This window comes from Streptomyces sp. NPDC059866, assembly GCF_042731325.1.
Classification (GTDB): Bacteria; Actinomycetota; Actinomycetes; order Streptomycetales; family Streptomycetaceae; genus Streptomyces; species Streptomyces flavusporus.
Window position 1 is genome coordinate 1 of record NZ_JBHWJT010000056.1, and the last position, 22,422, is coordinate 22,422.

Here is a 22,422-nt window from a genome sequence, read left to right on the forward strand (position 1 = left end):
CGGCTCCCCGGCCCACTCGCCCTGCATGCCAACAACACTGGCCCCGACGCAACCGCGTCGGGGCCAGAACCGCAACATTTTCAGTGATCTTCTAGACGGACCGCGGCGGATTCCTCTCCGAGTTGAGAGACGGCAGTTGTGAAGCGTTCGGTGTGCAGGCGGGTGGCATCCCGCAGGGCGCCGTCCTCGTCGACGCGCTGGCGCCGGTAGGCCACGACCAGGGCGACCAGGGCACCAGCCCCGGCGACCACTCCGAAGGACAGCTTCACCAAGTCGAACAGGGTCTTGGAGTCGACTCGGCGCTCAGGCCTGAGGCCTCGGGCGCCGAGCAGGTCCCATCCGGTATAAAACACGGCGGCCGCCACCAGGATCGCGGCAGTGAAGGTCAGGCCGAGGACGGTTCCGACCGGCCAGAGCCTCAGCCCACGCTGATTCGTCCGGCGCCGGGGGATAGGTGCTGTCACACATCAACAGGACGGTCGAGGCTCACCGCCGGTTGCGGCCACCCCACGACGCGCGACGCTGTCGACGGCAGACGTCACCCATCCCCGCCGCTCTGACGGAAACCCCAGTCCATGGCCCAGGAGCCTGACTCAGGCCGAGGCAGCCCCGTACGCGTCTACCGGAGGCGGCAGGGTCCGCAGCGCTTCGCGGAAGTCGGCGACGTTGTCGGCGGGGCGGGCAGCGAGCAGCCCGTCCAGGCGCCCCAGCCGGGTGCGAGCGGTCGCGCGCAGTCGGCTCGCCGGGACCTGCTCAAGGACGTCCAGGGCGCGCTGCGCAGCATCGGACGGCTGGTCGGAGGCCTCGGCCTGGGCGAGCACGAGAGTGGCGGCCGCCCACCCTGGGGTGCCGGGCGTGCACGCGGCCGCGGAGACCTCGGCGCGCGCACGGGCCTGGTCGGTGCGTCCCAGCACGAGGTGCGCCTCGGCCTGGTGCAGGGCGAGTTCTGCCTCGTCGAACCCGAACCGGCCCGGCGCTTCCCCGGCCGCATCGGCCTCGAGTTCTGCCAGCGCCACGTCCAGGGCAGCGTTTGCTTCCCGGTCGCGGCCCTGCTGGGCCAGGGTGGGTAACAGGGCCCAGGCGTGCAACTGCGCCCGGACCAGGCCGCCGGGGGCCGCGGCCGCACCGCGTTCGGCGTAGGAGAGCGCCGCGGTCAGGTTGCCGGTGCCGCGGGCCACCATGCTCTGCGCCCCGTACGCCCACGCGGCCAGCGCCGTATCGCCGCACCGGTTCGCGTACGCCACCGTGGTGCCCAGGTGCGTGCGCGCGCCGGCCGCGTCGTTCAGATGGAACGCGAGGTTGCCCAGCAGACCCGAGAGCCGGCCGACCTGCCGCTGCAGCTCGGTGCCCTCCCGGCCGGGGGAGCGCAGCCCCGCCAGGAGGGCGCGGGCTGCGCGGACCTCCCTGAACAGCACCGGTACGGGATGCCGGGAGTAGTTCAGGGCGTAGTGGTCGGCTGCCGCTTCGGCGAGTTCGTCGACCAGCGGGCTGCCTTCGGGTTCCGCCAGGAGCGCAAGCTGGAGGGACTCTCTGACCGACGGGAGCCCAGCATCGGTGGTCATCGGTCCGCCCCTTCCTGCCGGCCGGATGCGGCGACGCCAGCCTGCCGACCGTACCCACGTGTGTTCGCGTTTCATGCGGACAGCTGCTGTACACGCTGGAAAAGACGAGGCCGCGACTTTATGCGCTGAGCTGCAGAAAGTCCCGCACTGCCCGCACATCCCGATGAGGGGCCAACGCCTCACGCAGATCGTCAAGCGCGTCGGACGGGCGCGAAGAGTTCAGGGTGGCGTTCTGCGCGTGCGCGTTCGTCGCGACGGCACAGGCCGCGTCCAGGTCACCGAGTTGGAGGTGCGCCCGGGCCGTACGAGTCAGGTAGAGAACGTGGTCGCGGACGTAGCCGTCGGCCGCGTACTGCACGTGACGCGCCTGCTCGAAGTGGGTCAAGGCCCGGCGAGGGTCATCGAGATCGAGGGCTGAGGAGCCAGCGAGCATCTCGATTTCACCTGCGTTCAGCCAGTACGACCAAGGCGGGTCATCGTCGTGCGGGCCGCGGGCATACTCGGTGCGCGCGGCGTCCAGCTCCCGCCAGCACGCGGTGCGGTCGCCCGTCTGGGACAGTGCGCGGGCGGCACGGGCGTGCAGCATCGACCTCACGCGCGGGGTGGTGCGGCGCCTGGTGGCGTCCTGTGCGGTGCGCACCAAGTTCACGGCATCCTGTGGGTTGCCCTCGGAGTAGACCTGGATCGCCATGAAAGCAAGGGTGTTGGCGCCCACCTGGTGGTCGTCGGCGCTGGCGGAGGCGCGAAGCGCTGTGATGTAGAAGCGCTGGGCGCGGGCATGATGGCCGGCGTCGAACTGCAGCCATCCGCACATGCGGGCGGACTCGGCGAGCAGTGACAGCAGCCGGTGTTCGAGCGGGCCGTGCTGTCCCGTCTGCGTGGCAAGGCCCTCGAGGAGGTCGTACTCGGCGATGGCCGTCTGGCGAAGCCGGGCGCCCCCGAGGACGTCGTCGAGACGGCGCAGGTCGTCCAGGCGCTGCTCCAGCGTGTCCAGCAACTCCGGAGTGAGGCGAGTGTTAGCCGGGGCGGCACCGGCGGGGATTCTAGGGGAGGCGGCGGCCGGTTCGGCGAGCGCGAGGCTCCAGCTCGTGGCCAAGCCGGTCAGTGTGGCTCCACTGGCGATGAGAAATCCCCGTCGATCCTGCATGGAGCCTCCCCGAGCGGCAGCGGCTACTGCTGCCACGGTACCCGCCAGGGTCCAGGGGCTGTCGAGAACGGGACGGTCATCGGGGAAGGCGAGCAGCAGGAAATCCGGCCAGCCGAGCTCGGCAACGGCCTCGCGGGGGATGCCGTGGAGGCGGGCCATGGCGTACCGGGCGGGCATCTCGGGGGAGTTGACGCCGTTCTCCCAGCGGGAGACCTTCTGCCGGCTCTTGGCCATCCGGCCGTAGCCGAGGGCCAAGTGCACGTCGTCGAGGCGATCTAGATACTGCTCGCCCGTCAGCCCGAGGTCGGCGCGTAAAGCGGCCAGTGGGTGCAGTAACGGCTGGTCGGACATCGCGGGGCCCCCTCGGCACGCACTCTCCCTGATGTCCCGTCACAGTAGCCAGTCGGACACGCGCTGTGCAGATCTTCGGCGCACGGTCCGCAACACCTCCGCAACAGTCTTTTCCTTCCCCGTCGTGGGGTGCGGGCGGTGACATGAACGGCATCCCGATCCCCGAGCGAGGAGGTAGTGCTCATGCCCGATCCCAATGCGCCGCTGGTGTCCGTGGTCGTCAGCGCCCGCGGCAACACCCAGAGCGTACGGAACCTCTTGAACGCCCTGGCCCAGCAGACTCTGCCGGCCGCGCAGTTGGAGGCGGTCGTCGTGGACAACGACCCGCCCGGGCCCGTCCGGCCGATCGCGGAGGCGGTCCGTGACGTTGACTGGCCGTTTCCCGTGCGGGTGCTGTACGAGCCGACGCCGGGCCTGAGTGCGGGCCGCAACCGCGGGATCTGCGCGGCCCGGGGCCAGTACGTCGCCATCACCGACCCCGACATCACCCCCGAACCCGGCTGGCTGCAGGCCCTCGTTAACGCGATCGAGGAAGAGAAGGTGTTCGCCGTCGGCGGCCGCACCAACGTCACCTACCCGGGCGGTCAGGTCACGGCGCTGACGAAGGCGCTGCGCGAGTGCCACGGCGCGGTGGACTGGCCCGAGGGCCGGGGGCCGGCTGTGTGGCCGTACTGGGTCACCGGCTGCAACCTGCTCTTCCACCGCCAGACCGCACTCAACCTCGGGCTGTTCCGCACGGATCTCGGACGCCGGGGACGGTGGATGGGCGACTGCGAGGACCTGGAGTTCATCGACCGGGCCCGGCAGGTCGGACACCAGACCCTCATCGAATCGGCCGCCGTCGCCTCCCATCCCGTGTACCGCCCGGAGACCACCCTCAGGTACTTCCTGCGCCAGGGCGCAGGGCACGGCGTGTGCGTCGCCCGGATGCACCTGAGCGTGATCGTGGAGCCGGCCGCGATCCAGGCTGGCCGCGACGCGATGCACGCCGCCTTCGTCAACCTCGCCGCCGGATGGACCTTCCTGGACCGTGCCCGCGCCGTCGAAGGCGCCCGCGACATCGCCCGGATCGGCGCCTACCACCTCGAACGCGGACGGCTGCGCTTCCTGGGCCGCCGCCCCATCGCCCTCGCCCAGCACGCCCCGACGAAGGAGTCCCCCGCATGGACGTGATCACCACAACTGGCCTGTCCGCCGCCTCGCCTGCGATGGGTGCCGAGGCCGTCGAACGCAAGGGGGCCGGACACCCCGACACCCTCGCCGACGGAGTGGCCGAGGCGATCTCCCGCGCCTACAGCCGCTACTGCCTCGAGGAGTTCGGCGCGATTCTGCACCACAACACCGACAAGACCAGCCTGCTCGGCGGCGCCGCCGACGTCCGCTTCGGCCACGGCGAACTCACCGCACCCATCCAGGTTCTGGTCAACGGGCGCATCACCGCTGCCCTCGGCGACCACGCCATCCCGGTCGCCGACATCGTCACCACCGCCGCGCGCGACTACCTCGCGAGCGCGCTGCCGCTGCTCGACGTCAACCGGTGGGTCGACGTACGGCCGCGCCTGACCCAGGCCTCCAGCCCCGGCGCCGTCAGCGACCCGGGCGCCGCCCAGCGCGAGGCCTCCCGACAGCGGTGGTTCGCCCCGCGCACCCTGGACGACCTCGCCGAACGGCACCGCATGTTCAGCAACGACACTTCGGCCGGCGTCGCCTACTGGCCGCTGGGCATCGCCGAGCAGCTCGCCCTGGGCATCGAGGAGCAGCTGACAAGCGAGGCGTTCCGTGCCGAACACCCCTACTACGGCACCGACATCAAGCTCATGGTCGTCCGCCACGGGCCGCGCGTACAGCTGACCGCGTGCGTCCCGCAGATCGCCCGGGAGACCCCGGACCTGGACACCTACATCGCCCGCCGGACCCAGGCCCGGGACCTGATCACCCACCTCGCGTCGACGATTGCACCCGAGCACCACGTGACGGTGGCCATCAACACCCGCGACGACGACACCCGTCCGGAGCTGTACCTGACGGCGACCGGCTCGTCGATCGAGTCCGGAGACGAAGGCGTCGTCGGCCGCGGCAACCGCGCCAACGGTCTGATCAGCATGCTCAGGCCCTGGTCCGCCGAGGGCGTCTCCGGCAAGAACCCCGTCTACCACGTCGGCAAGCTCTACAACCTGGCCGCCGCCGAAGCAGCCCGCCGCCTGCACGAGGAGACCGGGCGGGACTGCGCGGTCGTGCTCGTCTCCCAGTCCGGCCGGGACCTGACCGACCCCTGGCAGGCGATCGTGCAGACCTCCGGCCCCCACCCCCTCGGTAAAGCCGGCGTCCGGCGGGTGATCGCCGAGGTGATGGCGGACCTGGGCACGCTGCGCGAGCAGCTGCTGGACGGAAAGCTGGCAACGGCATGACCGCGCCCCTCACCGACGACGCCGCGGGGCGGTTCGTGCCCTGCCTCAACCCGGCCACCCTCGCCGGCATCCCGCTCCCGCAGTTCCTGGCTCTGGCCGCGGGCGCCGGATTCCCCACGGTCGAGGTCTCCATCCAACAGGCCCAGTCCCACGGCACCGCATCCTTACGCGAGCTGCTGAAGGAGCTGGGCGTGAGCGTGGCGGCCGCGAGCGGCATCCTGCCCGCCGGACCGGTCCTGCCCGCCCCGCTGCTGGTCGACCCGGACACCTACCGCGCCTGCCTGGACGGCCTGGACAGCCGACTGGAGGCCATGGCCGCCCTCGGCTGCACGGTGGCCACGACCGTCCTCAACCCCCGCTCCCCGCTGGAGACCGCCGAGGCGCGGGCCGTCGCGCGGAAGCGGATCGCCGAGCTCGCCACCGCGGCCGCCGCGCACGGAGTGCGGCTCGCCGTCGAGGCCGTCAGCATCCACACCGGGCTGCCGCCCGAGCTGGACGGCCCGCACCCGGTCCTCGACAGCCTGCCCCAACTCGCCGAACTGCTCGACGAGACCGACGCCGAGAACGCCGGTGTGCTGGTGGACTCCTTCCACTGGGCGGCCGCCGGCGCCGATCCCGGCCACATCACCGCTCTCGGACCGAACCGCATCACGCACCTACAGATCGCTGACACCCCGGCCCACCGCGCGATCAGCGAACTCACCGATGCACGGCGCCTGTTCCCCGGCGACGGAGGGCTGGCCTGGCCGGCCCTCGCCGACGCCCTGGGCCGGGCCGGGTACGCCGGGCCGGTGAGCGTGGAGCTGTTCAACCCCGAGCTGCGGGCGCTGCCCGAAGGCGAGATCGCCCGCCTGTCCCACCACGCGGCCACCCGCTGCTGGACCCTCGCGGAGGCATCCCGATGACCCCCACCACCAAACGGCCGTGGCGGCTCGCGGTTGCCGGATGCGGCGCCGCCGCCTTCGGACTCCACCTCCCGCTACTCAACGCCTCCGACGCGTTCGACGTGATCGCCGTCGCCGACCGCGACCCCCAACGGGCCCGCACCGCACAGCAGCGGTTCGCCGTGCCCCGCACCGCGACCCGGGTGGGCGATCTGCTGGCCGACACCGACGTGCTGGTCGTCCTCACCGGCGTGCACGAGGACCTCATCGAGGAGGCCCTCGACGCCGGCGTCCACGTCGTCACCGAGAAACCCGTCTGCCTGGACGTCATCCGCACCCGCAAGCTCACCGCGCGGGCCCGGGACGCCGGGCTGCTGCTGGAGGTCGGCGCGAGGCGCGCCCACGACCCGGCGCTGCACGCGGCCCTCGCCCACGTGCCCGAGCCCGCCGGCGGATGGCTGGTGAAGGCCGACGGCGTCGACGAAGCCGCGCGCCGCCGCCTGCTCCCGCCCGGGTTCGCGCCGTACACGTTCGCCGACGACCCGCCGCAGCCCGTCCCCGACCACCTCGACCCGCACCAGGTGACCGCGCTGCAGATCCTGCTGTGGCAGGGCTACCACCTGCTGACCGCACTCGTGCTGGCCGTCCCCGGCACCACCGCCACCGCGTGCAGCCTCGATCCCGCCCGGCAGTCCGTCCACGCGCTCCTGCACGGGCCCGCGGGGGAGCCGTTCACCCTGGTCATCGGCGCGACCCCGGCCGGGGTCTTCCGCGAGCAGATCCACCTCGCCGACGCGGCCGCGGCCGCCACCATCGACTTCGCCCGCCCCTACGAGCCCGCCGCCACCACCCAGCTCACCACCGACGACGGCACACAGAGCGGCTTCGGCGACCCGTTCGCCGCCATGTGGGCGTCCGTCGACGCCCGCCTGTCCGGGCAGCACCCCGCCGACCTGCCGACCAGCGCCGACCTCGCGCTGCGCGTCGAGGACCTCGCCCTCGCCCTGGCCGGCCTCGCCCGCCCCCACGTCCGCACACGGAAGGAAGCCTGATCGTGGCCCCCGACGCTCCCGTACTGGTTCTGGATGGCCCGCCCGGAGCGGGCAAGACATCCCTGCTCGCCCGCATGGTGTGCGCCCTCGGCGACGACGCGATGTGGATCACCGAGCCCAACGCCCGCCTCGCCACCGGCCTTGCTGCGCCCGTGCACCCCAGCACGGCCGGACACACCCTGTGGTTCCTGCGGCACGAACTCGACAAGGCCCGGGCTATGCGGCGCCTGGTCACCGACGCCGCAACCCGCCTGCTCATCGCCGACCGCAACCACCTCGGGGCGCTGGCCTACTGCTACGCCACCCACGCCGAGGACTCCCTGCCCTACACGGTCGCGCGTGACTTCTACGCCCGCCGGATCGCTCCCGAACTCCCGGACACGGTCCTCACCGCGATCCTCCTGGTCAGCCCCGACCAGAGCCTGACGCGCCGCGGGAAGGTCGCCGAACTCCCCAGGTGGAAGCAGTGGTTCGACGAAGGCCTGCTTGAGCGGCTGCACACCTTCTACACCGACATCGCCCCCACGCTGTGCCCGACCCCACCGGCGATCATCAACACCGACGGGGCCACCCCGGAAGCGGTCCTCGCCCAGGTCGCCGGCGTACTCGCGGACGCAGGACTCGACCAGACCGCGCGGCGCCTCACCTCCGCAGCCGCGCCCGCCCCGCGGCCGCCGCTGGACGAGCAGTTCACCGACGCCTACACCCAGCTCGGCGGGCTGGAAGCCCTCGGCCACCCCTTCACCCCGGCGATCGACCACCGCGGCGGCACCGTCCAGCTCTGCCAGCTCGGCGCCCTGCACCGCGACCCGACCGGACACACCCGGCTGTGGAACCCGCTCGCCGCCTCCGACAGGAGGGCCGCCTGATGAGCCGCACCACCCCCTGCGTCGTCGGCATCAACCTCGGTCACGACGGCGGAGCCGCCCTGATCACCCCCAACGTGATGGTCGCGATCGGCGAGGAACGCCTCAACCGCACCCGCTACAGCCCCGGCTTCGAGGCCTCGCTCCTGTACTGCCTGCGCGCGGCCGGCCTCACCCTCGCCGACGTCGACCTGGTCGCCGTCAGCGGCATCGGCCGCACCCCACCCACCCGGACCGAGACCGGCCTCGCTCACCTCGGCATCGACCGCGAGCGGATCCTCCCGGTCGACCACCACCTCAGCCACGCCTACACCGCCTACTGCCTCAGCCCGTACGAGGAAGCGACCGTGCTGGTCGTCGACGGCGGCGGCAACAACAACGACACCGAGACCTACTACGCCGCCACCCCCAACGGGATCGAGCGTCTGGGCGGCAATCCGCCCACCAGGCCCCGGGCGGGCGGGATCGGCGCGACGTACGAGGCCTTCACCAACCACTTCGGCTGGCACGAGCAGGAAGCCGGCAAGACCATGGCGCTCGCCTCGTACGGCGACCCGGGCCTCTACCTCGCCCCGCTGTTCGACGTCGTCGACACCCACGTCCACGGACGGCTCACCCGCACCCACGCCCCCGGCGTCGCCGACCTCGCCGAACGAACCGGCTTCGACTTCGGTCCGTACGGCAGCCTCGGCCAAGGCGACCTCGCCGCCAACGCGGCCGCCTACGTGCAGGACCAGACCGAGCGCGTCCTGTGCGCACTCGCCACCCAGACGATCGCCGCGACCGGCCTGCCCCACCTGTGTCTCGCCGGTGGGGTCGCCCTCAACTGCGTCGCCGCCGACAAGATCCGCCGCCTGCCCGGGGTCGAAGGTTATTTCGCCCCGCCCGCCGCATCCGACCGCGGCCAGGCCCTCGGCTGCGCGCTCTACGCCTGGCACCGCCTCACCGGCGACCCCCTCAAACGTCCTCTGAACAGCGACTACTTCGGACGCGACTACACCAGCGAGGAGATCGAGCAGGCCCTGCGCCGCGATCCCCGCTCCGGCCTGGTCGAGCGCCGCCGCACACCCTTCACATGGCGGCGCGAGAGCGACATCGCCCGTACGGCCGCCCAGATGATCGCCGACGGGAAGATCATCGGATGGTTCCAGGGCGGCAGCGAGCTCGGGCCCCGCGCGCTGGGGGCCCGCAGCATCCTCGCCGACCCCCGCACCCGCGACAGCTCCGACGCCCTCAACGAGAGGATCAAGCACCGCGAGCCGTTCCGGCCATTCGCGCCGGCCGTCCTCGCCGACCACGCGAGCGCGTGGTTCGACCTGGACGTGCCCAGCCCGTTCATGCTGCTCGCCCCGCCTGTCCGCCCCGACCACGCCGACAAGATCGCCGGAGTCGTGCACGTCGACGGGACCGCGCGCGTGCAGACCGTCGACCCTGCTGTCGCACCCGCATACGGCACCCTGATCGAGCACTTCCACCAGATCACCGGAGTGCCTGCCGTGCTGAACACCAGCTACAACGATCGCGAACCGATCGTCGAAACACCTGCCCACGCCCTCGCCACTCTCCAGGCCTGCGACCTGGACGCGGCGTGCATCGGCGACTATCTCGTCGAGCGCCCTCGACCTCCCCAGGGGCCTGCAACTATGGACGCATGACGACCTCCACCCCGCCCGTGAGGGAAGCCGCCCGCGCCATCGTCCTCGACGCCGATGACCGCGTCCTCCTCCTTCGCTACGACGAGAACGGCGACTTCTGGGCCACGCCCGGCGGCTCCCTCGAAGAGGGGGAGGACCACGCCACAGCGACGCTCCGCGAACTGCGCGAAGAGCTCGGCATCGACGAGAAGACGGTCGAGCTGGGTGTGCAGCTCGCAGAGCGCAGTAAGGACCACCTGGTAGGCGGGCGTGAAGTCCGTCAGGTCGAGCGCTACTTCCTCGCGCGAGTTACCCCGGGCGACGTAGATCCGGCTCGCGCCACGCAGCCCGACAACATCCGCGAGTACCGCTGGTGGAGCCAGGACGAGCTCCGCTCCACCAGCGAGACCGTGTACCCGCGGGGGCTCGCTGACCTGATTGCTGCAGTCGCCGAGGGCCGGACGCCCAACCGGCCGACCATACTGGCCGGATGACCAGCCGAGCCTGACCACCCCGCCCGCTGCATACCGCAGCGGGCGCTGTCTGCGACGGTCCTAGGGACGCGTGCGAGGGGATGCCGACCTACGCTGAAGGCCCCGCAGGAGGTCCCGGTGCCGCCCTTCGCTCTGCCCGCCCCGCTCGCTCTGGCCCGCGCAGTCACTGCCGTCCCCCAGTCGCCGGGCTGGACGCTGGAGCCGAAATGGGTTCCGGGCGCTGTACTCCTGGGACGCGGGGCGGGTGGTGCTGCGCTCACGGCGCGGCACGGACATGGCTCCGGCATTCCCGGAGATCGTGGCCGCGAGCCGGCAACTGCCGGACGCGACGGCACTGGACGGAGAGCTGGTGGTGTGGGAGACGGGCCGGCTGGCGTTCGAGCGGCTCCAGGAGCGGCTGCAGCGCCGCGGCGCCGGGGCCTTCCTGCTGGCCGCTCAGTGGCCCGCCCACTTCGTCGCCTTCGACCTGCTCCGGCTGGCCGGCACCGACACCACCACCTGGCCCTACCAGCGGCGCCGGGCCGCACTCGAACAGCTGTTCACCACACACCGGCCGACCGCACCGTGGACGCTGTGCCCGTCGACCACCGACCCAGACACCATCCGTGAGTGGCTTACCTGGACAGCCGTCGGCATGGAAGGACTGCTGTTCAAACGGCTGGACAGCCCCTACCTGCCCTCGCTGAGAGGGTGGCTGAAGTACAAGGTGCTCCAGACGCAGGACGCGATCGTCGGCGCCGTCACCGGCCCCGTCTCAACCCCCCGCAGTCTGCTCCTCGGACGCCTCGATGCCAACGGGCGCCTGCAGTACACCGGCCGCACCACCACCCTCCCCAAGACGGCCGGCGCCGCCCTCGCCGGCGTCCTCGCCCCAGCCAGGAGCGGGCACCCGTGGACGGGCCGGACGTACTCCGCAGGGTGGGGAACCAAGGAGACCCTGGCCATCACACTGGTGCGGCCCGAGCTGGTCGTGGACGTCGACGTCAACGTCGCCCGCGACAGCGCGGGCCGATGGCGCCACCCCGCGCGCCGGCATCGCACCCCGAGCAGACCTCGACGTCCACGACGTCCCACTGTTCGGCGACCGCGGCAGCAGGACATCGCCTTGAGCTACTGGCCGGTCAGTCGGCGGGCGTGAAGGCGACCGGCACGTTCGGACAGTCCGCGGCGAGCTCGGTGAAAGAGAATGCCCGACCTCGCCCCGGGGCGTTGGCCTGCCCCTGGAATTGCTGGCCGGCTAGAGGTCGAGGACGACTTCGGTGGTCGGTTCGCTGCAGCAGACGAGAACGGTGCCGGGCTCGGGGAGTTCGAGGGGTGGGGTGGTGTAGGCGATGTCGCCCGCCACGAGGTGGGTGACGCAGGTGTGGCAGACGCCTGTGCGGCAGGACCAGCGGGTGGGGATGTCGCAGGCTTCGGCGAGGTCGAGGAGTGACGCGTGGGCGGGTGACCACGGGGTGGTGATGCCGCTCCGGGCGAAGGTGATGAGCGGGCCGGTGCCCGGTGGACCGGGGGGTTGGTGCGGCCGGACGGCGGCCGTGGCTGTGACGCCGGGGTTGATGGCCGACAGGGCGCTGAACTGCTCCGTATGGATCCGTTCGGGGCTCAGGCCGTGCTCGCGCAGGAAGCCGCCGAGGTCGTCCATGAAGGCGGGCGGTCCGCAGATGTAGGCGTCGGCGTCGGTGGGGATGCCCATGGCCGCGAGTGCGGGGGCGGTCGGACGACCGTGGGTGATGTGCGGCTCGTCGGGATGTGGCGCTTCGGCTGTGTAGTAGCTCTGCTCGTGGGCGTCGGGGAGCTGCGCCAGGAGGGCGTGGGTCTCGTCCGCGAAGGCGTGGTGGGCGCGGTCGTGGGCGGTGTGGATCCACCACAGGGGGCGTGGGTCTCGTGCGGCGGCGAGTTGGTGGAGCATGGCGAGCACGGGAGTGGCCCCGATCCCCGCGGAGATGAGGACGATCGGGCGGGTGCCTCCTTCGAGGACGAACGTTCCGCGGGGGCTGGCGATGTCCACGAGGTCCCCGGGGCGGAGCGTGGCATGGATGTAACTGCTGACCTGCCCGTGGAGCTCGTGCTTGACGCTGATGCGGTAGGTGTCGGCGGTGGGCGCGGAGGACAGGGAGTAGCTGCGCACGGCGGGGGCGGGACCGCCGACGTTCAGGCGGATGGAGAGGTACTGGCCGGGGCGGGCCTCGGGCAGGGGTGTGCCGTCGGTGGTGACGAGGTAGACCGACGAGACGGTGGGGGTCTCGGGGACGATGCGGGCGACGCGCATGGTCTTGAAGCCCGGCCATTCCGGCACTTCCCTGGGCTGCTGGGTGCTGGCGCGCTCGCCGGGCCATCCCGGTTCCTGTCTGGGCTGCTGGGCGGCGGCGAGTTCGCGGAAGGACTGCTGCCATCCCGGGCTGAGGGCGGGGATGTTCAGGGCTTTGCGCAACTTCGCGGGATCGCGGTCGGGGAGGTAGAGCAGTGCGTCGGTGTCGGCGACGCTGAGTTCTTCGGGACCCTTGCGGATCAGAGTGATCTCGTCGCCGGCCTGGACGTGCCCTTCGGTGAGAACGCGTAGGTAGAAGCCGGGGCGGTGGTGGGCGACCAGCAGAGCGGCCATGGTGGGTTCGCCCAGGCGCATGCCGACGCGGTAGCAGGTGACGCGGGGCTGGGTGACCTCGAATTCGGCTTCGCCGATGCGGTACCGATCACCGATGCATACTTCGTCATCGGGCATGCCGTCGACGGTGAAGTTCTCCCCGAACATCCCGTAGGTCAGATCGTCGCGGCCCAATTGCTTTTGCCAGTACTGGTAGGACTGCGCCTGGTAGACGAGGACGGCACGGATTTCGCCGCCGTGCCCGGCCAGATCTCCCTGACCGTCGCCCTCGATGTTCAGCCGCCGCACCATCCGGGGCCCGGGCACGGGGGACTTCCAGGCTCCGGTGTGGACAGTCCTGCCCTGCCAGGAGACGTCCTTGGGCATTCCTACGTTGACGGACAACAGCGTCGCCAATTTGCGCACCTCCTGCGGGGTGACCGGCCGGGGCCGCCGGCAGCCCCTCATGGCGCTGTGATCTGTACGCTCCGGCCGATACTAGTTCTTTTGTCGGTGCCTCCGCGATTCCGTGATCATGAATCGTGCGGTGCATTCACTGAGATTCTTCGAATGACAGGACCGGAGCGGAAGTCCATGCACATTCGTTTTTCCACGATGGACGATTCATATCGCGAATGCCCGCAAGGTGGCGGGGCTGTCCCGCTGCACCACACTGATCACATGGAGTACAAGTTCGAGGTCGTCATCCTGCCCGTGAGAGACATCGACCGCTCTCTGGCCTTCTACACCGAGCGTCTGGGCTTCAACCTGGACGTGGATTACGCACCCGGCCCCGATTTCCGAGTCGTGCAGCTGACTCCTCCCGGCTCCGCGTGCTCGGTGCAGATCGGTGTCGGCCTCACCGACGCCGAGCCCGGCTCGGTCAAGGGCCTGTACCTGGTGGTCCCCGATCTTGAAGCGGCGCGAGCCGAGCTGGCGGACCGGGGCGTCGACGTCGGGGAGATCCGGCACAAGGCGCCTTTCGACACGTGGCAGGGCGGCTTCGAGCCGGGCGTCGACCGGGTGGTGCTGTTCCTCAACACGGTGCTGCTGATGGACATCGCCTTCCTGCCCTTCGCCGCCTCCGTACTGGCCGAAGCGTTCCGTGACGGGCACGGGCAGCGCACCGCCGTCGTCCTGCACGGCATCGCGTTCGAAGTCGCGGCCGTTTTGTTCAACGTCATCTGGTGGCACGCCCGTCACGAGCGCCGCCTGCTTGCCACCACCATCGATGCGGCCGGTGTGACCGCCATCAGCCGGCGCTTCCAGCTCGCCCTTGTCTGGCTCGGCACCGGAACCCTGCTCGGGGCCCTGCTGCCCGTACTCGGCGTCGCCGTGATCTCCGCATTCATCGCCTACTTCTGGCTTCCCATCGCGGGCGAGATCGCCAAGGCGAGACGTCGGCGTGGCGGCGGGGCTCAGACGTGACCGCCGGGGCCGCTATCCGGCTGCGCCGTCGCGCGTGCGCTGGTAGTGGCGCCGGGCCTTCATGCGGTTGCCGCAGACGGCCATCGAGCACCAGCGGGCCTTGTTGGGCTTGCTACGGTCGATGAGGAACAGCCGGCACTCCGGGTTGGCGCACGGCCGCAGCCGGTCGGGCATCGTCTCCTGAAGTGCGCTCCACGCCAGGACGGCCTCCACCGCCATCCGGCGCTCCGTGGGGGCGTCCAGCTCCCAGCTCACCCCCGCGGACGAGAGGTGCGGGCGGGAGATGACGTCTTCGAGGAGCGGGGCCAGCGACGTGGCGGGGCGGCTGCCGCGGACCACGTCCTGCAGGGCGTCACGCGCCTGGAGGAGGTGTCGGTGCTCGTCTGCGCTGCCGTTGCCGCCGTGGGCCTGCTGCCAGGACCTGGCCGCTTCCGGATCCGCCAGCTGGTCCTGGACGACGCCGTTGACCACCGGCGTGGTGTTGAGGAGTTCCAGCAGTGTGTCCTGCTGTTCTTGGCCGGTCACCATCGCCTCCTCCTAACCAGATCGATTCGCTTGACAGGTTACACGAACTCGACCACTCGCCGGGCGCCAGGTGGGTGGCTGCGCTGGCTGGTGATCCTTCACGGGTGGAGTCTTGGGGCAGGTCGGCGTCTCGCCGCCTGGGCGCAACGACGCCCTGACCACCACCGCAATCTAACCAGTGAAAGCTCCTTGACGGGTTAGGTTGAGTGTGCTCGACTGGATATGTAACCACTTAAGCCCGACAGAGGGGTTAGGGAAATGGTCTCTGCAGTCCACCACCGCACCGCCACCGTCAACGGTCTCGAGGTCTTCTACCGGGAGGCCGGCGATCCGAAGGCACCCGCCGTGGTCCTCCTCCACGGCTTCCCGACCAGCTCGCACATGTTCCGCCACCTGATCCCGGCGCTCGCCGACCGGTACCACGTGATCGCCCCCGACCACATCGGCTTCGGCCAGTCCGCGATGCCCGCCCTGCAGGACTTCCCCTACACCTTCGACGCCCTCACCGACGTCACCTCCGGCCTGCTCCGGCAGCTGGGCATCGACCGGTTCGCGATGTACGTGCAGGACTACGGCGCCCCCATCGGCTGGCGTCTCGCCCTCCAGTCCCCCGAGCGCGTCACCGCGATCATCACCCAGAACGGCAACGCCTACGAAGAGGGCTTCGTCAAGCCCTTCTGGGACGGCGTCTTCGCCTACGCCCAGGCCCCGGGACCGGACACCGAAGCACCCATGCGCGGGGCCCTGACCCTTGAGATCACCCGCTGGCAGTACCTGAACGGCGTCGCCGACCCGAGCCTGGTCAGCCCCGACAACTGGGTCCACGACCAGGCACTGCTGGACCGGCCCGGCAATGACGAGATCCAGCTCAAGCTCTTCCGCGACTACCCCACCAACGTGGACCTCTACCCGCAGGTCCACCAGTACTTCCGCGACTCCCAGGTCCCGCTGCTGGCGGTCTGGGGTGCCAATGACGAGATCTTCGGCCCCGCCGGCGCGGAGGCGTTCTGGCAGGACCTGCCCGATGCCGAGATCCACCTGCTCGAGTCCGGGCACTTCGCCCTGGAAAGCCACCTCGAGACCATCACCGAGCACATCCGCGATTTCCTCGCCCGCGTCCTGGCCTGACGCGCAGTGCGGCGAGACGGCTGCGGCGGACGTGCCCCTCTTCCGCCGCAGCCGGCGAAGGACCCGCCATGCCACACCTCGCCCAACACGCCTTCACGCCCACCCCGCAGACCGTGCGCCACGCCCGCGACTTCGCGATGCAGTCCCTCGACACCTGGGGCGGGTGCCGACGCCGCGACGACATCTGGGCCTGCGTGTCGGAACTGGCCGGCAACGCCGTCCGGCACGGAAGCCCGGACGGCCGCGACTACCTGGTCCGCCTCATCCGGCACCCGCACTGCCTGCACGTCGAAGTGCACGACAGCGCCCGCCACTTGCGCGTCCGCGTCCGGCCCGCCTCACTGAGCGGGGAAGCCGGCCGAGGCATGCGCATCGTCCAGGAACTCTGCGACGACTGGGGAGTGCAGGCTCTCACCGGGGAGTGCAAGGCCGTCTGGACCTGTTTCCGTCGGCCCGAGGCCCCCATCTCCCGCTGCTCCTTGACGCTCTGACCGTCAATAACGTCCATATTTCACCCCAGGGATGCGGCCACGCGTGTCGGCGGTCACGCAATTCCCCACTTCCGACTCCTTGAGCGTCACGTAATTCCTCACCCTCGCGGTCACGACTCCCCATGGGGACGGTGGACGTGAACCGTGCTGGTGTCGGTCCCCAACGTGGCGTGGTCGTACGGCACCGCGAGCAGTCGGAGGAGGCTACCCGCGATGCTGTCTCCTGGTCCGGGCGTGCTGCAGCTTGCGGGTAAAGCGGTGCATGTGGGGGTCGAGCAGCTCGGCCGACTCCTCGAGCACCTGCTCGTCCGTCAGCCACCGGATTGCCTTGAACTCGTCTTGGTCGTAGGAGGTGATGGTGTGGGCGTCGGTATCGAGGAGGTACCAGAGCGAGACGTCGGTGTGCGCGCCCTGCCCCCGGGTTCGGGTGACGGTGAGGAAGAGGGGATGCTCGCCGGTGATCGGCGATGCCACGGCCTCGATGCCCAGCTCCTCATGGCATTCTCGGACCACCGTGGCCCACGGGTCCTCACCAGGCTCGACGTGTCCTCCGGCCGGCAGCCACAGGCCCGCCTTGCGGTGCGCGACGAGCAGCAGTTGCCCGCGCGTGTTGTCGAGGACGACGAAGTAGCTCACCAAGTGCATCGCCGGAACATCCGGCTTGCGCACCCGGTAGACGGGGGCTCCGCCGGCGATCCACTGCATGACCGTCTCCAGATGGGTGCGCTCCAGGTCGTCCCAGGGCTCGATGGCACCGACCAGGCCCAGAAGGCGGGCACGCGGCTGATCGTCAGAGGCGGTGAGCAGAGGGTCAGTTGAGGTCATCCGTGCATGCTGGCAGGCGCCACTGACACCCGTGTTCGAGGGGCACCATCCACCACGGGCACCTGGGGAATTACGGGACCACAGCCCTGGGGAATTGCGTGACCGTCGACAGCCACGCGCCCACCCCGTACCCGGAAGGAACCCGCAATGGGACTGTCCTGGCAGCAAGGCCCCCTCTCCGCCGGCGCGATCGGACACTTCCTCACTGCCGCGCCCCTGCCCGAGCGCCTCCTGTTCGCCGAGCGGCTGCGCCGCCGCATGCGCGTGAAGTTCAACGACACCTGGATCGCCGACAGCGAGAACGTCGTCCTGCTGCACGAGCCGGGCCGCTACCCCGTCGCCTACTTCCCTCGCGAGGACGTCGACGACGAGGTCATGGTCGCCGGCGGCAAGGTCACCCACCACAAAGACCTCGGCGATACCGCCTGGTACGCGGTGCACGCCGGTGACCGCACCACCGAACGCGCCGCCTGGGAATTCACCGCACTGCCCCAGCACGCCGCCGAACTCCAGGGCCGTATCGCCTTCGCCTGGCGCGCCATGGACGCCTTCTACGAAGAGGACGAGCGCATCCTCGGCCACGCTGCGGACCCCTACCACCGCATCGACATCCGCAACACCTCCCGCACCCTGGAAGTCCGCCTCGGCGACACCGTGATCGCCCGCTCCGAACACCCCATCGTGCTCTACGAGTCCGGATTCGCACCCCGCTGGTACGTCCCGCGCGCCGACATCGACGAGACCCAGCTGCGCCCCGTAGAAGGCCAGACCTTCTGCCCCTACAAGGGACTGTGCGACTACTACGACATCGGCGACATACACCGCGCCGCCTGGTCGTACCGCAACGCCTACCGAGAGGTCGACCGGATCACCGACCTGGTCTCCTTCGAAGCGGACAAGGTCGAGGTCCATCTCGACGGCAAGCGCCTGCACCTCGAGCCCGGGCAGACAGTCGTCCCCCACGGCGTCGACCGCGGCCTGGACGTCGACGAGGCCAAGGCCCACTGAGCCCCACGAACGCCTGGCATCACCGCAGCAGACTTCGCCTGCGGCGGCCACGGTCTGTGGAGTGACGAAGCTCCCCCTCGACGCGACCGCGGCGCAACGCGAGGCGACATCCCATCCCATCCACAGGCCTTGACGATTACTCGATGGTTCACCACCGAGGGTGAGTGCGGTGCAGGTGGCCACTCCCATGAAGACGATCAGCCGCAGCGCGCCGTCCCCGCTTTTCAATGCCTCCTCGACGATTCGCAGCGTGCGCGCTTGAGCACTGCGCCTCCCCAATTTATTCGCGGTGCCGGGTCACCCTTGGCGGGTGGAGTTCCCCGTACCGCTCGCCCTCGCCGCACCCGTCCGGGCCCCGCCGCGCGGCGCCGGCGCGAGCTGCGGGCCGCGCTGACCCCCGGCGGGCCCGAGCATCCGTGGACGGGAATGCAGATCAGCGCTGGATGGGGCTCTGGGAACAAGCTCCGGTACGTTACCGTCCAGCCGAACCTCGTCGCCGACGCGCTGACACAGCGGTAGACCGCGGCCGGCACCGGCACCCAGTGCGCTACCTGCGTATTCGGGATGACCTCACCCCTGGCGACATCGCGGCGGCGGGGCGACCGATGCGTCGGCGCCTGATGTCTCATGAGACATCAGGAAGTCTGGAGAACGACGGCTGGAGATGCCAGATCCACACCACGACCCAACGGCTGTGGAGCTGGCACGGCACTGACTTGTCCAGCCAGTTCTCCGACGTCGCAGACGCTGCCGCCGGCCTGCCGGACACCGTCCTCGACGGTGAGCTCGTCGCGGTCCTCAACAACGGCTCCGGCGTGGCCTTCGACTGGCTGCAGACCCGGGCCGGCCGCCGCGGCCCGCGACGCGGCGCCGACTTCACCGTCCACGTCGCCATCTTCGACGTCCTTGCCGTCGTGACACTGACTGGCGGCCTCGCCCGTACACCGAGCGCCGCACCGAGCTGCTGCGTCTCCTCGAGGGTGGCCCGCCCACTCTGCGCGCGGTGCTGACCACCGAGGCCGTGGTCATCGGGGTGACAGGCAGGACACCGGCGTCGCATGCCCTTGCACTGGGGCGGCCAACAGGCGGCCAGATGCGGGCAGTTTGCGTGAGCCTGCCGCTCACTCAGCAGGTCCGTCTGGCCGTGGCGCCGCTCTTGCACGCGGTCGGCGAGGAGATGCGAGAGTTACCCGGCACGGTGGGTGGCTTGCCCGGCGCTGATCCAGTGCGCTTCCTACCGGTCAAGCCGGAGGTGGTGGTGGAGATCGAGGTAGATCAGCCGCGGTTGGAGTTCGGTCGCTATCGACACCGTCCGCGTGTCCGGCGGGTGCGCGGCGACGTCTCGCCGGAGCTGGTCCACGACGGGCAGTGATCGGAAACTGGCCGAGTCTCGTGATTGGTATTCGTGAAGGTACCCATGGGTGCATACTCGGGGTATGGCTGACACCACCGTGAAGGTCGACTCCGAGACCAGGGACCGGTTCGCTGCGGTCGCCGCAGCCCGCGGACAGAGCGTGCGCGCCTACCTGGCCGAGCTGGCCATAGAGGAAGAGAACCAGATCAAGCTGAGTAAGGCGACGGCCGTGTTCCGCGAGATCATCGCCCGCCCCGGCCTGGCTGAGGCGTTCGACGAGGCCTTCCCTGACGACGCCCTGGCCCGGCGAAACACCGCGGGGCGGGCGGCCTGACCCTTGGAACTGCATATCGACATCCGGTGGCTCCTTGACCGGCAGGAGGAACTGCTCGGCAAGGAACTCGGGGTTCGGGACTACTCGGGCCTGGTGGCCGCCGTCGCTCGGCACCGGGTGAACACACCACAGCTGGACGTGGGAGAGCCCGACACCTATTGGCGGGCTGCCGCCCTGCTTGAGCAGCTGGTCTTGCTGCGCCCGTTGCCGGCCCGCAACGCGTACTTCGCGTATGGCGTGGCGGTGGCGTACATCCGGGCCTCCGGTAAGGAGATCGACGACTCCTTCGAGCCGTGGCGGGACCTGATCACCGACATCCGTGCGCTGCGGCTCACCGTCTACGACATCGCCGACCGTCTGCGCTCCTGGCGCAGTACCGAATGAACCGTACGGGGCGGGCAAGCGGGGACAGTCGGTGTCGACCCCGAGGCGCTCGGATGCGATAGCGGCCACCGAACTGTTCTGACAGAGCAGAGCGAGGTCCCGGCCTGTACCGCACAGGCCGGGCCCTCGCATGTCCCGCGTCGTACGAGCCGACTCAGGCGCTGACCTTCTCCTCCAGACGCTCCAGCACCCACCCCGGGGCCGATGCCAAGGACGTGAGCATCTCCAGCGCGGCACACGTGTCCTCAAGGGCACGGTGCCCGCCGCCCAGCGGCAGGAAGTCGCGCATGCCCTCCCAGTCGCAGCGCCGGCGCATGATGCACCCCCATTGATCCTGCTCCCGCAGGTGCTGCGGATCCGCCTCCACCCGAAGGCAGTCGCTCACGATGACCGTCTTGTCGTACTCCGCGTTGTAGGCGAGGATCTTCCGCCCGGCGGTGACTCGCAGCACCTCCGGCAGCACCTCATCCCAGGTCGGCGCGTCCGCGACCATCGCGTCACTGATCATGTGAAGGTCGAAAGCATCCTCGGTCACCGCGATCTGCGGGTTGACCAGGCTCTCCAGCAACACCTCGCCGGTGGCCGCATCGACCACGGCGACCTCCATGACCCGGCCCCACAGATTGTGTGTCTCGGTGTCCAGCACGACCGCCACGCCGGGCTGCAGCATCCGCCGCGCCCAGTGGATGGCCTCGCCCTGCGCGCTGAGCAGCTGGATGCCGTCCGCGAAGCGGGAGGCGACCGGGTTGCCGGCGAGCAGCGCGGCGACGTCGTCCCGCGACGGGGCGCCGTCCAGGCCCGGCTCCCAGTCGATCAGCCAACGATTGTCGAGGGTCGCGAAGCGCGCCCAGACCGGCAGGCCGAAGGTCTCGCGCAGCTCGTCGACGAAGGCACGGACGACAGCGGCCCGCTTCGGCGCCAGCTGAGCGAAGGCCCGCAGCGGGGACGGCCGGCCGGGCTTGGTCGCCCGGACCGCCTCCCGATCCACCCCGGGGATGTCCTTGAGCGCGTCCAGGTCCCCGACCCGGTACATCGGCACCTCGACCACCTTGCGGTGACCGCGGCCGCCCGACCACACCGTGCGCCGCACGTGGCTGACCGGTGCCAGCCATCCGGCCTCGATGCAGTACTCCAGGTCCCGGCGCCGGATATCCAGGTGCTGCGCCGCCAGCTCCGGGCCCAGCATCCGCGCGGCCAGGATGTCCGCCCCCAGGTCCTCGTTGCCGGCGAGCCGCTCGACGTCCTCAAGCGCCCACCGCCCGAACCGGCCCGGCGTGATGTCCTGCTCTTCGGCGGCCTGCTCGAACTCGCCGACGTTCCAGCCGCACCGGCCGGCCGCCTCATCCGTCCGGGCCGAGGCCTGAAGCCACGCGACCCGCTCGGCCACGATCTGCTCGAGCACCGCGCACATCTCCGGGGTGGGGGAGACCAGCTGCCGCTCGTCGTACAGCGCGTAGCCCTCGAATTCGCCGACGCGCTCCAGCAGGCCCTGCTCGGCGAGTTGCTCGACGTCGCACGCCCACACCTCCAGCTTCTTGCCGGCGAGATCCGGCGCCTGCGCCAGCAGCTGCGCGCCGCGGCTCGCGCCGTAGCCGGGGTGCGTGCCGAGCACCTCGATGATCTGGTCGCGGCGTGCCTTGACGTTGTCGGCCTGCTCGTCCGACCACCGGCCCGAGTCCAGGGCCGGAGCCGGGATGAGCTTCTTGAGCTGTCCCCGCTCGACCTGCCACCGGGCCAGGCCCGCGTGATTGGCCAGCTGGACCGGACCGAATCCCTTGCGTCGTCCCATCGCTCGTCCCTTCTCGTGGTCGCTCCGCTGTCACGGAACAGAACATGACGGAACACCTGAAAACTTGTCAAGAGCCTTTAAAATTAGGCAAGTTGGGGCAATTCGCTTAGAGCTGCGCACGCGTACGCGAGGGAAAAACACCCGGCCGGAGCCGCCTCCCCGCGACGACACCCTCGC

Annotated in this window: 23 protein-coding genes; 16 read left to right on the forward strand and 7 right to left on the reverse strand. The window is 70.4% G+C overall.

Annotated features, from left to right (window positions below; genetic code table 11):
- Positions 1–80 precede the first annotated feature (80 nt).
- The 3 genes from ACFV7R_RS42835 to ACFV7R_RS42845 form a co-directional block, all read right to left on the reverse strand.
- A complete protein-coding gene (locus ACFV7R_RS42835; RefSeq protein WP_385274908.1) occupies positions 81–464 on the reverse strand; it encodes a hypothetical protein in 384 nt (127 codons plus the stop codon).
- A gap of 129 nt (positions 465–593) precedes the next feature.
- Positions 594–1,562: a Twin-arginine translocation pathway signal gene (locus ACFV7R_RS42840; RefSeq protein WP_385274910.1), complete on the reverse strand. Its 969-nt coding sequence runs from the start codon at positions 1,560–1,562 to the stop codon at positions 594–596.
- A 118-nt stretch (positions 1,563–1,680) separates the two neighbouring features.
- Positions 1,681–3,060 (reverse strand): transcriptional regulator, encoded by a 1,380-nt coding sequence (locus tag ACFV7R_RS42845; RefSeq protein ID WP_385274913.1) that lies wholly within the window; start codon positions 3,058–3,060, stop codon positions 1,681–1,683.
- Positions 3,061–3,243: 183 nt separating this feature from the next.
- On the opposite strand from ACFV7R_RS42845, the gene ACFV7R_RS42850 reads away from it, so the two are divergent.
- The 8 genes from ACFV7R_RS42850 (at position 3,244) to ACFV7R_RS42885 (ending at position 11,536) form a co-directional block, all read left to right on the forward strand.
- A complete protein-coding gene (locus ACFV7R_RS42850) occupies positions 3,244–4,233 on the forward strand; it encodes a glycosyltransferase (RefSeq protein ID WP_385274915.1) in 990 nt (329 codons plus the stop codon).
- Entirely contained in the window at positions 4,224–5,468 is a 1,245-nt protein-coding gene (locus ACFV7R_RS42855; RefSeq protein ID WP_385274918.1) for a methionine adenosyltransferase, read from the forward strand. Before ACFV7R_RS42850 ends, ACFV7R_RS42855 begins: the two co-directional genes overlap by 10 nt.
- Positions 5,465–6,373: a sugar phosphate isomerase/epimerase family protein gene (locus ACFV7R_RS42860; RefSeq protein WP_385274921.1), complete on the forward strand. Its 909-nt coding sequence runs from the start codon at positions 5,465–5,467 to the stop codon at positions 6,371–6,373. Before ACFV7R_RS42855 ends, ACFV7R_RS42860 begins: the two co-directional genes overlap by 4 nt.
- Entirely contained in the window at positions 6,370–7,404 is a 1,035-nt protein-coding gene (locus ACFV7R_RS42865; protein ID WP_385274924.1) for a Gfo/Idh/MocA family protein, read from the forward strand. Before ACFV7R_RS42860 ends, ACFV7R_RS42865 begins: the two co-directional genes overlap by 4 nt.
- 2 nt (positions 7,405–7,406) lie before the next feature.
- Entirely contained in the window at positions 7,407–8,273 is an 867-nt protein-coding gene (locus ACFV7R_RS42870; RefSeq protein WP_385274927.1) for a hypothetical protein, read from the forward strand.
- Positions 8,273–9,925, forward strand: a complete 1,653-nt coding sequence (locus ACFV7R_RS42875) for a carbamoyltransferase (RefSeq protein WP_385274930.1) — start codon at positions 8,273–8,275, stop codon at positions 9,923–9,925. Before ACFV7R_RS42870 ends, ACFV7R_RS42875 begins: the two co-directional genes overlap by 1 nt.
- Positions 9,922–10,398 carry an NUDIX hydrolase gene (locus ACFV7R_RS42880; protein WP_385274933.1) on the forward strand — a complete coding sequence of 159 codons (477 nt, stop codon included), beginning with the start codon at positions 9,922–9,924 and terminating at the stop codon, positions 10,396–10,398. The genes ACFV7R_RS42875 and ACFV7R_RS42880 overlap by 4 nt, the downstream gene beginning before the upstream one ends.
- Positions 10,399–10,645: 247 nt before the next feature.
- Positions 10,646–11,536, forward strand: coding sequence for an ATP-dependent DNA ligase (locus ACFV7R_RS42885; RefSeq protein WP_385274936.1), 891 nt, complete (start codon positions 10,646–10,648; stop codon positions 11,534–11,536).
- A gap of 99 nt (positions 11,537–11,635) precedes the next feature.
- On the opposite strand, the gene ACFV7R_RS42890 is transcribed toward ACFV7R_RS42885, so the two are convergent.
- The gene (locus ACFV7R_RS42890; RefSeq protein WP_385274939.1) at positions 11,636–13,396 is read right to left on the reverse strand and encodes an MOSC domain-containing protein; all 1,761 of its coding nucleotides are present in this window, start codon (positions 13,394–13,396) and stop codon (positions 11,636–11,638) included.
- Between the two features lie 264 nt (positions 13,397–13,660).
- Here ACFV7R_RS42890 and ACFV7R_RS42895 point away from each other — a divergent pair, with 264 nt between their 5' ends.
- On the forward strand, positions 13,661–14,407 hold the full coding sequence (locus ACFV7R_RS42895) for a VOC family protein (protein WP_385274942.1): 747 nt from the start codon (positions 13,661–13,663) through the stop codon (positions 14,405–14,407).
- A 12-nt stretch (positions 14,408–14,419) separates the two neighbouring features.
- Here the strand turns inward: ACFV7R_RS42895 and ACFV7R_RS42900 are convergent, their stop codons facing one another.
- Positions 14,420–14,935, reverse strand: coding sequence for a CGNR zinc finger domain-containing protein (locus ACFV7R_RS42900; RefSeq protein WP_385274945.1), 516 nt, complete (start codon positions 14,933–14,935; stop codon positions 14,420–14,422).
- A gap of 255 nt (positions 14,936–15,190) precedes the next feature.
- Between ACFV7R_RS42900 and ACFV7R_RS42905 the strand changes: the two genes are divergently transcribed.
- Together ACFV7R_RS42905 and ACFV7R_RS42910 are read left to right on the forward strand one after the other, a co-directional pair.
- Complete coding sequence (locus ACFV7R_RS42905) at positions 15,191–16,060, forward strand: alpha/beta fold hydrolase (RefSeq protein ID WP_385274948.1); 870 nt, start codon at positions 15,191–15,193, stop codon at positions 16,058–16,060.
- Between the two features lie 68 nt (positions 16,061–16,128).
- A complete protein-coding gene (locus ACFV7R_RS42910; RefSeq protein ID WP_385274951.1) occupies positions 16,129–16,551 on the forward strand; it encodes an ATP-binding protein in 423 nt (140 codons plus the stop codon).
- A 204-nt stretch (positions 16,552–16,755) separates the two neighbouring features.
- On the opposite strand, the gene ACFV7R_RS42915 is transcribed toward ACFV7R_RS42910, so the two are convergent.
- The gene (locus ACFV7R_RS42915; protein WP_385274954.1) at positions 16,756–17,376 is read right to left on the reverse strand and encodes an NUDIX hydrolase; all 621 of its coding nucleotides are present in this window, start codon (positions 17,374–17,376) and stop codon (positions 16,756–16,758) included.
- Between the two features lie 147 nt (positions 17,377–17,523).
- On the opposite strand from ACFV7R_RS42915, the gene ACFV7R_RS42920 reads away from it, so the two are divergent.
- From ACFV7R_RS42920 to ACFV7R_RS42940, 5 genes are all read left to right on the forward strand, one after another.
- Positions 17,524–18,384: a DUF427 domain-containing protein gene (locus ACFV7R_RS42920; RefSeq protein ID WP_385274957.1), complete on the forward strand. Its 861-nt coding sequence runs from the start codon at positions 17,524–17,526 to the stop codon at positions 18,382–18,384.
- 620 nt (positions 18,385–19,004) lie between these two features.
- Entirely contained in the window at positions 19,005–19,394 is a 390-nt protein-coding gene (locus tag ACFV7R_RS42925) for a hypothetical protein (RefSeq protein ID WP_385274960.1), read from the forward strand.
- On the forward strand, positions 19,388–19,756 hold the full coding sequence (locus ACFV7R_RS42930; protein ID WP_385274963.1) for a hypothetical protein: 369 nt from the start codon (positions 19,388–19,390) through the stop codon (positions 19,754–19,756). Before ACFV7R_RS42925 ends, ACFV7R_RS42930 begins: the two co-directional genes overlap by 7 nt.
- Before the next feature lie 64 nt (positions 19,757–19,820).
- On the forward strand, positions 19,821–20,072 hold the full coding sequence (locus ACFV7R_RS42935; RefSeq protein WP_201843394.1) for an antitoxin MazE7: 252 nt from the start codon (positions 19,821–19,823) through the stop codon (positions 20,070–20,072).
- Between the two features lie 3 nt (positions 20,073–20,075).
- Positions 20,076–20,456, forward strand: coding sequence for a toxin Doc (locus tag ACFV7R_RS42940; RefSeq protein WP_385274966.1), 381 nt, complete (start codon positions 20,076–20,078; stop codon positions 20,454–20,456).
- Between the two features lie 154 nt (positions 20,457–20,610).
- On the opposite strand, the gene ACFV7R_RS42945 is transcribed toward ACFV7R_RS42940, so the two are convergent.
- Entirely contained in the window at positions 20,611–22,245 is a 1,635-nt protein-coding gene (locus ACFV7R_RS42945; protein WP_385274969.1) for a 3'-5' exonuclease, read from the reverse strand.
- Positions 22,246–22,422 lie beyond the last annotated feature (177 nt).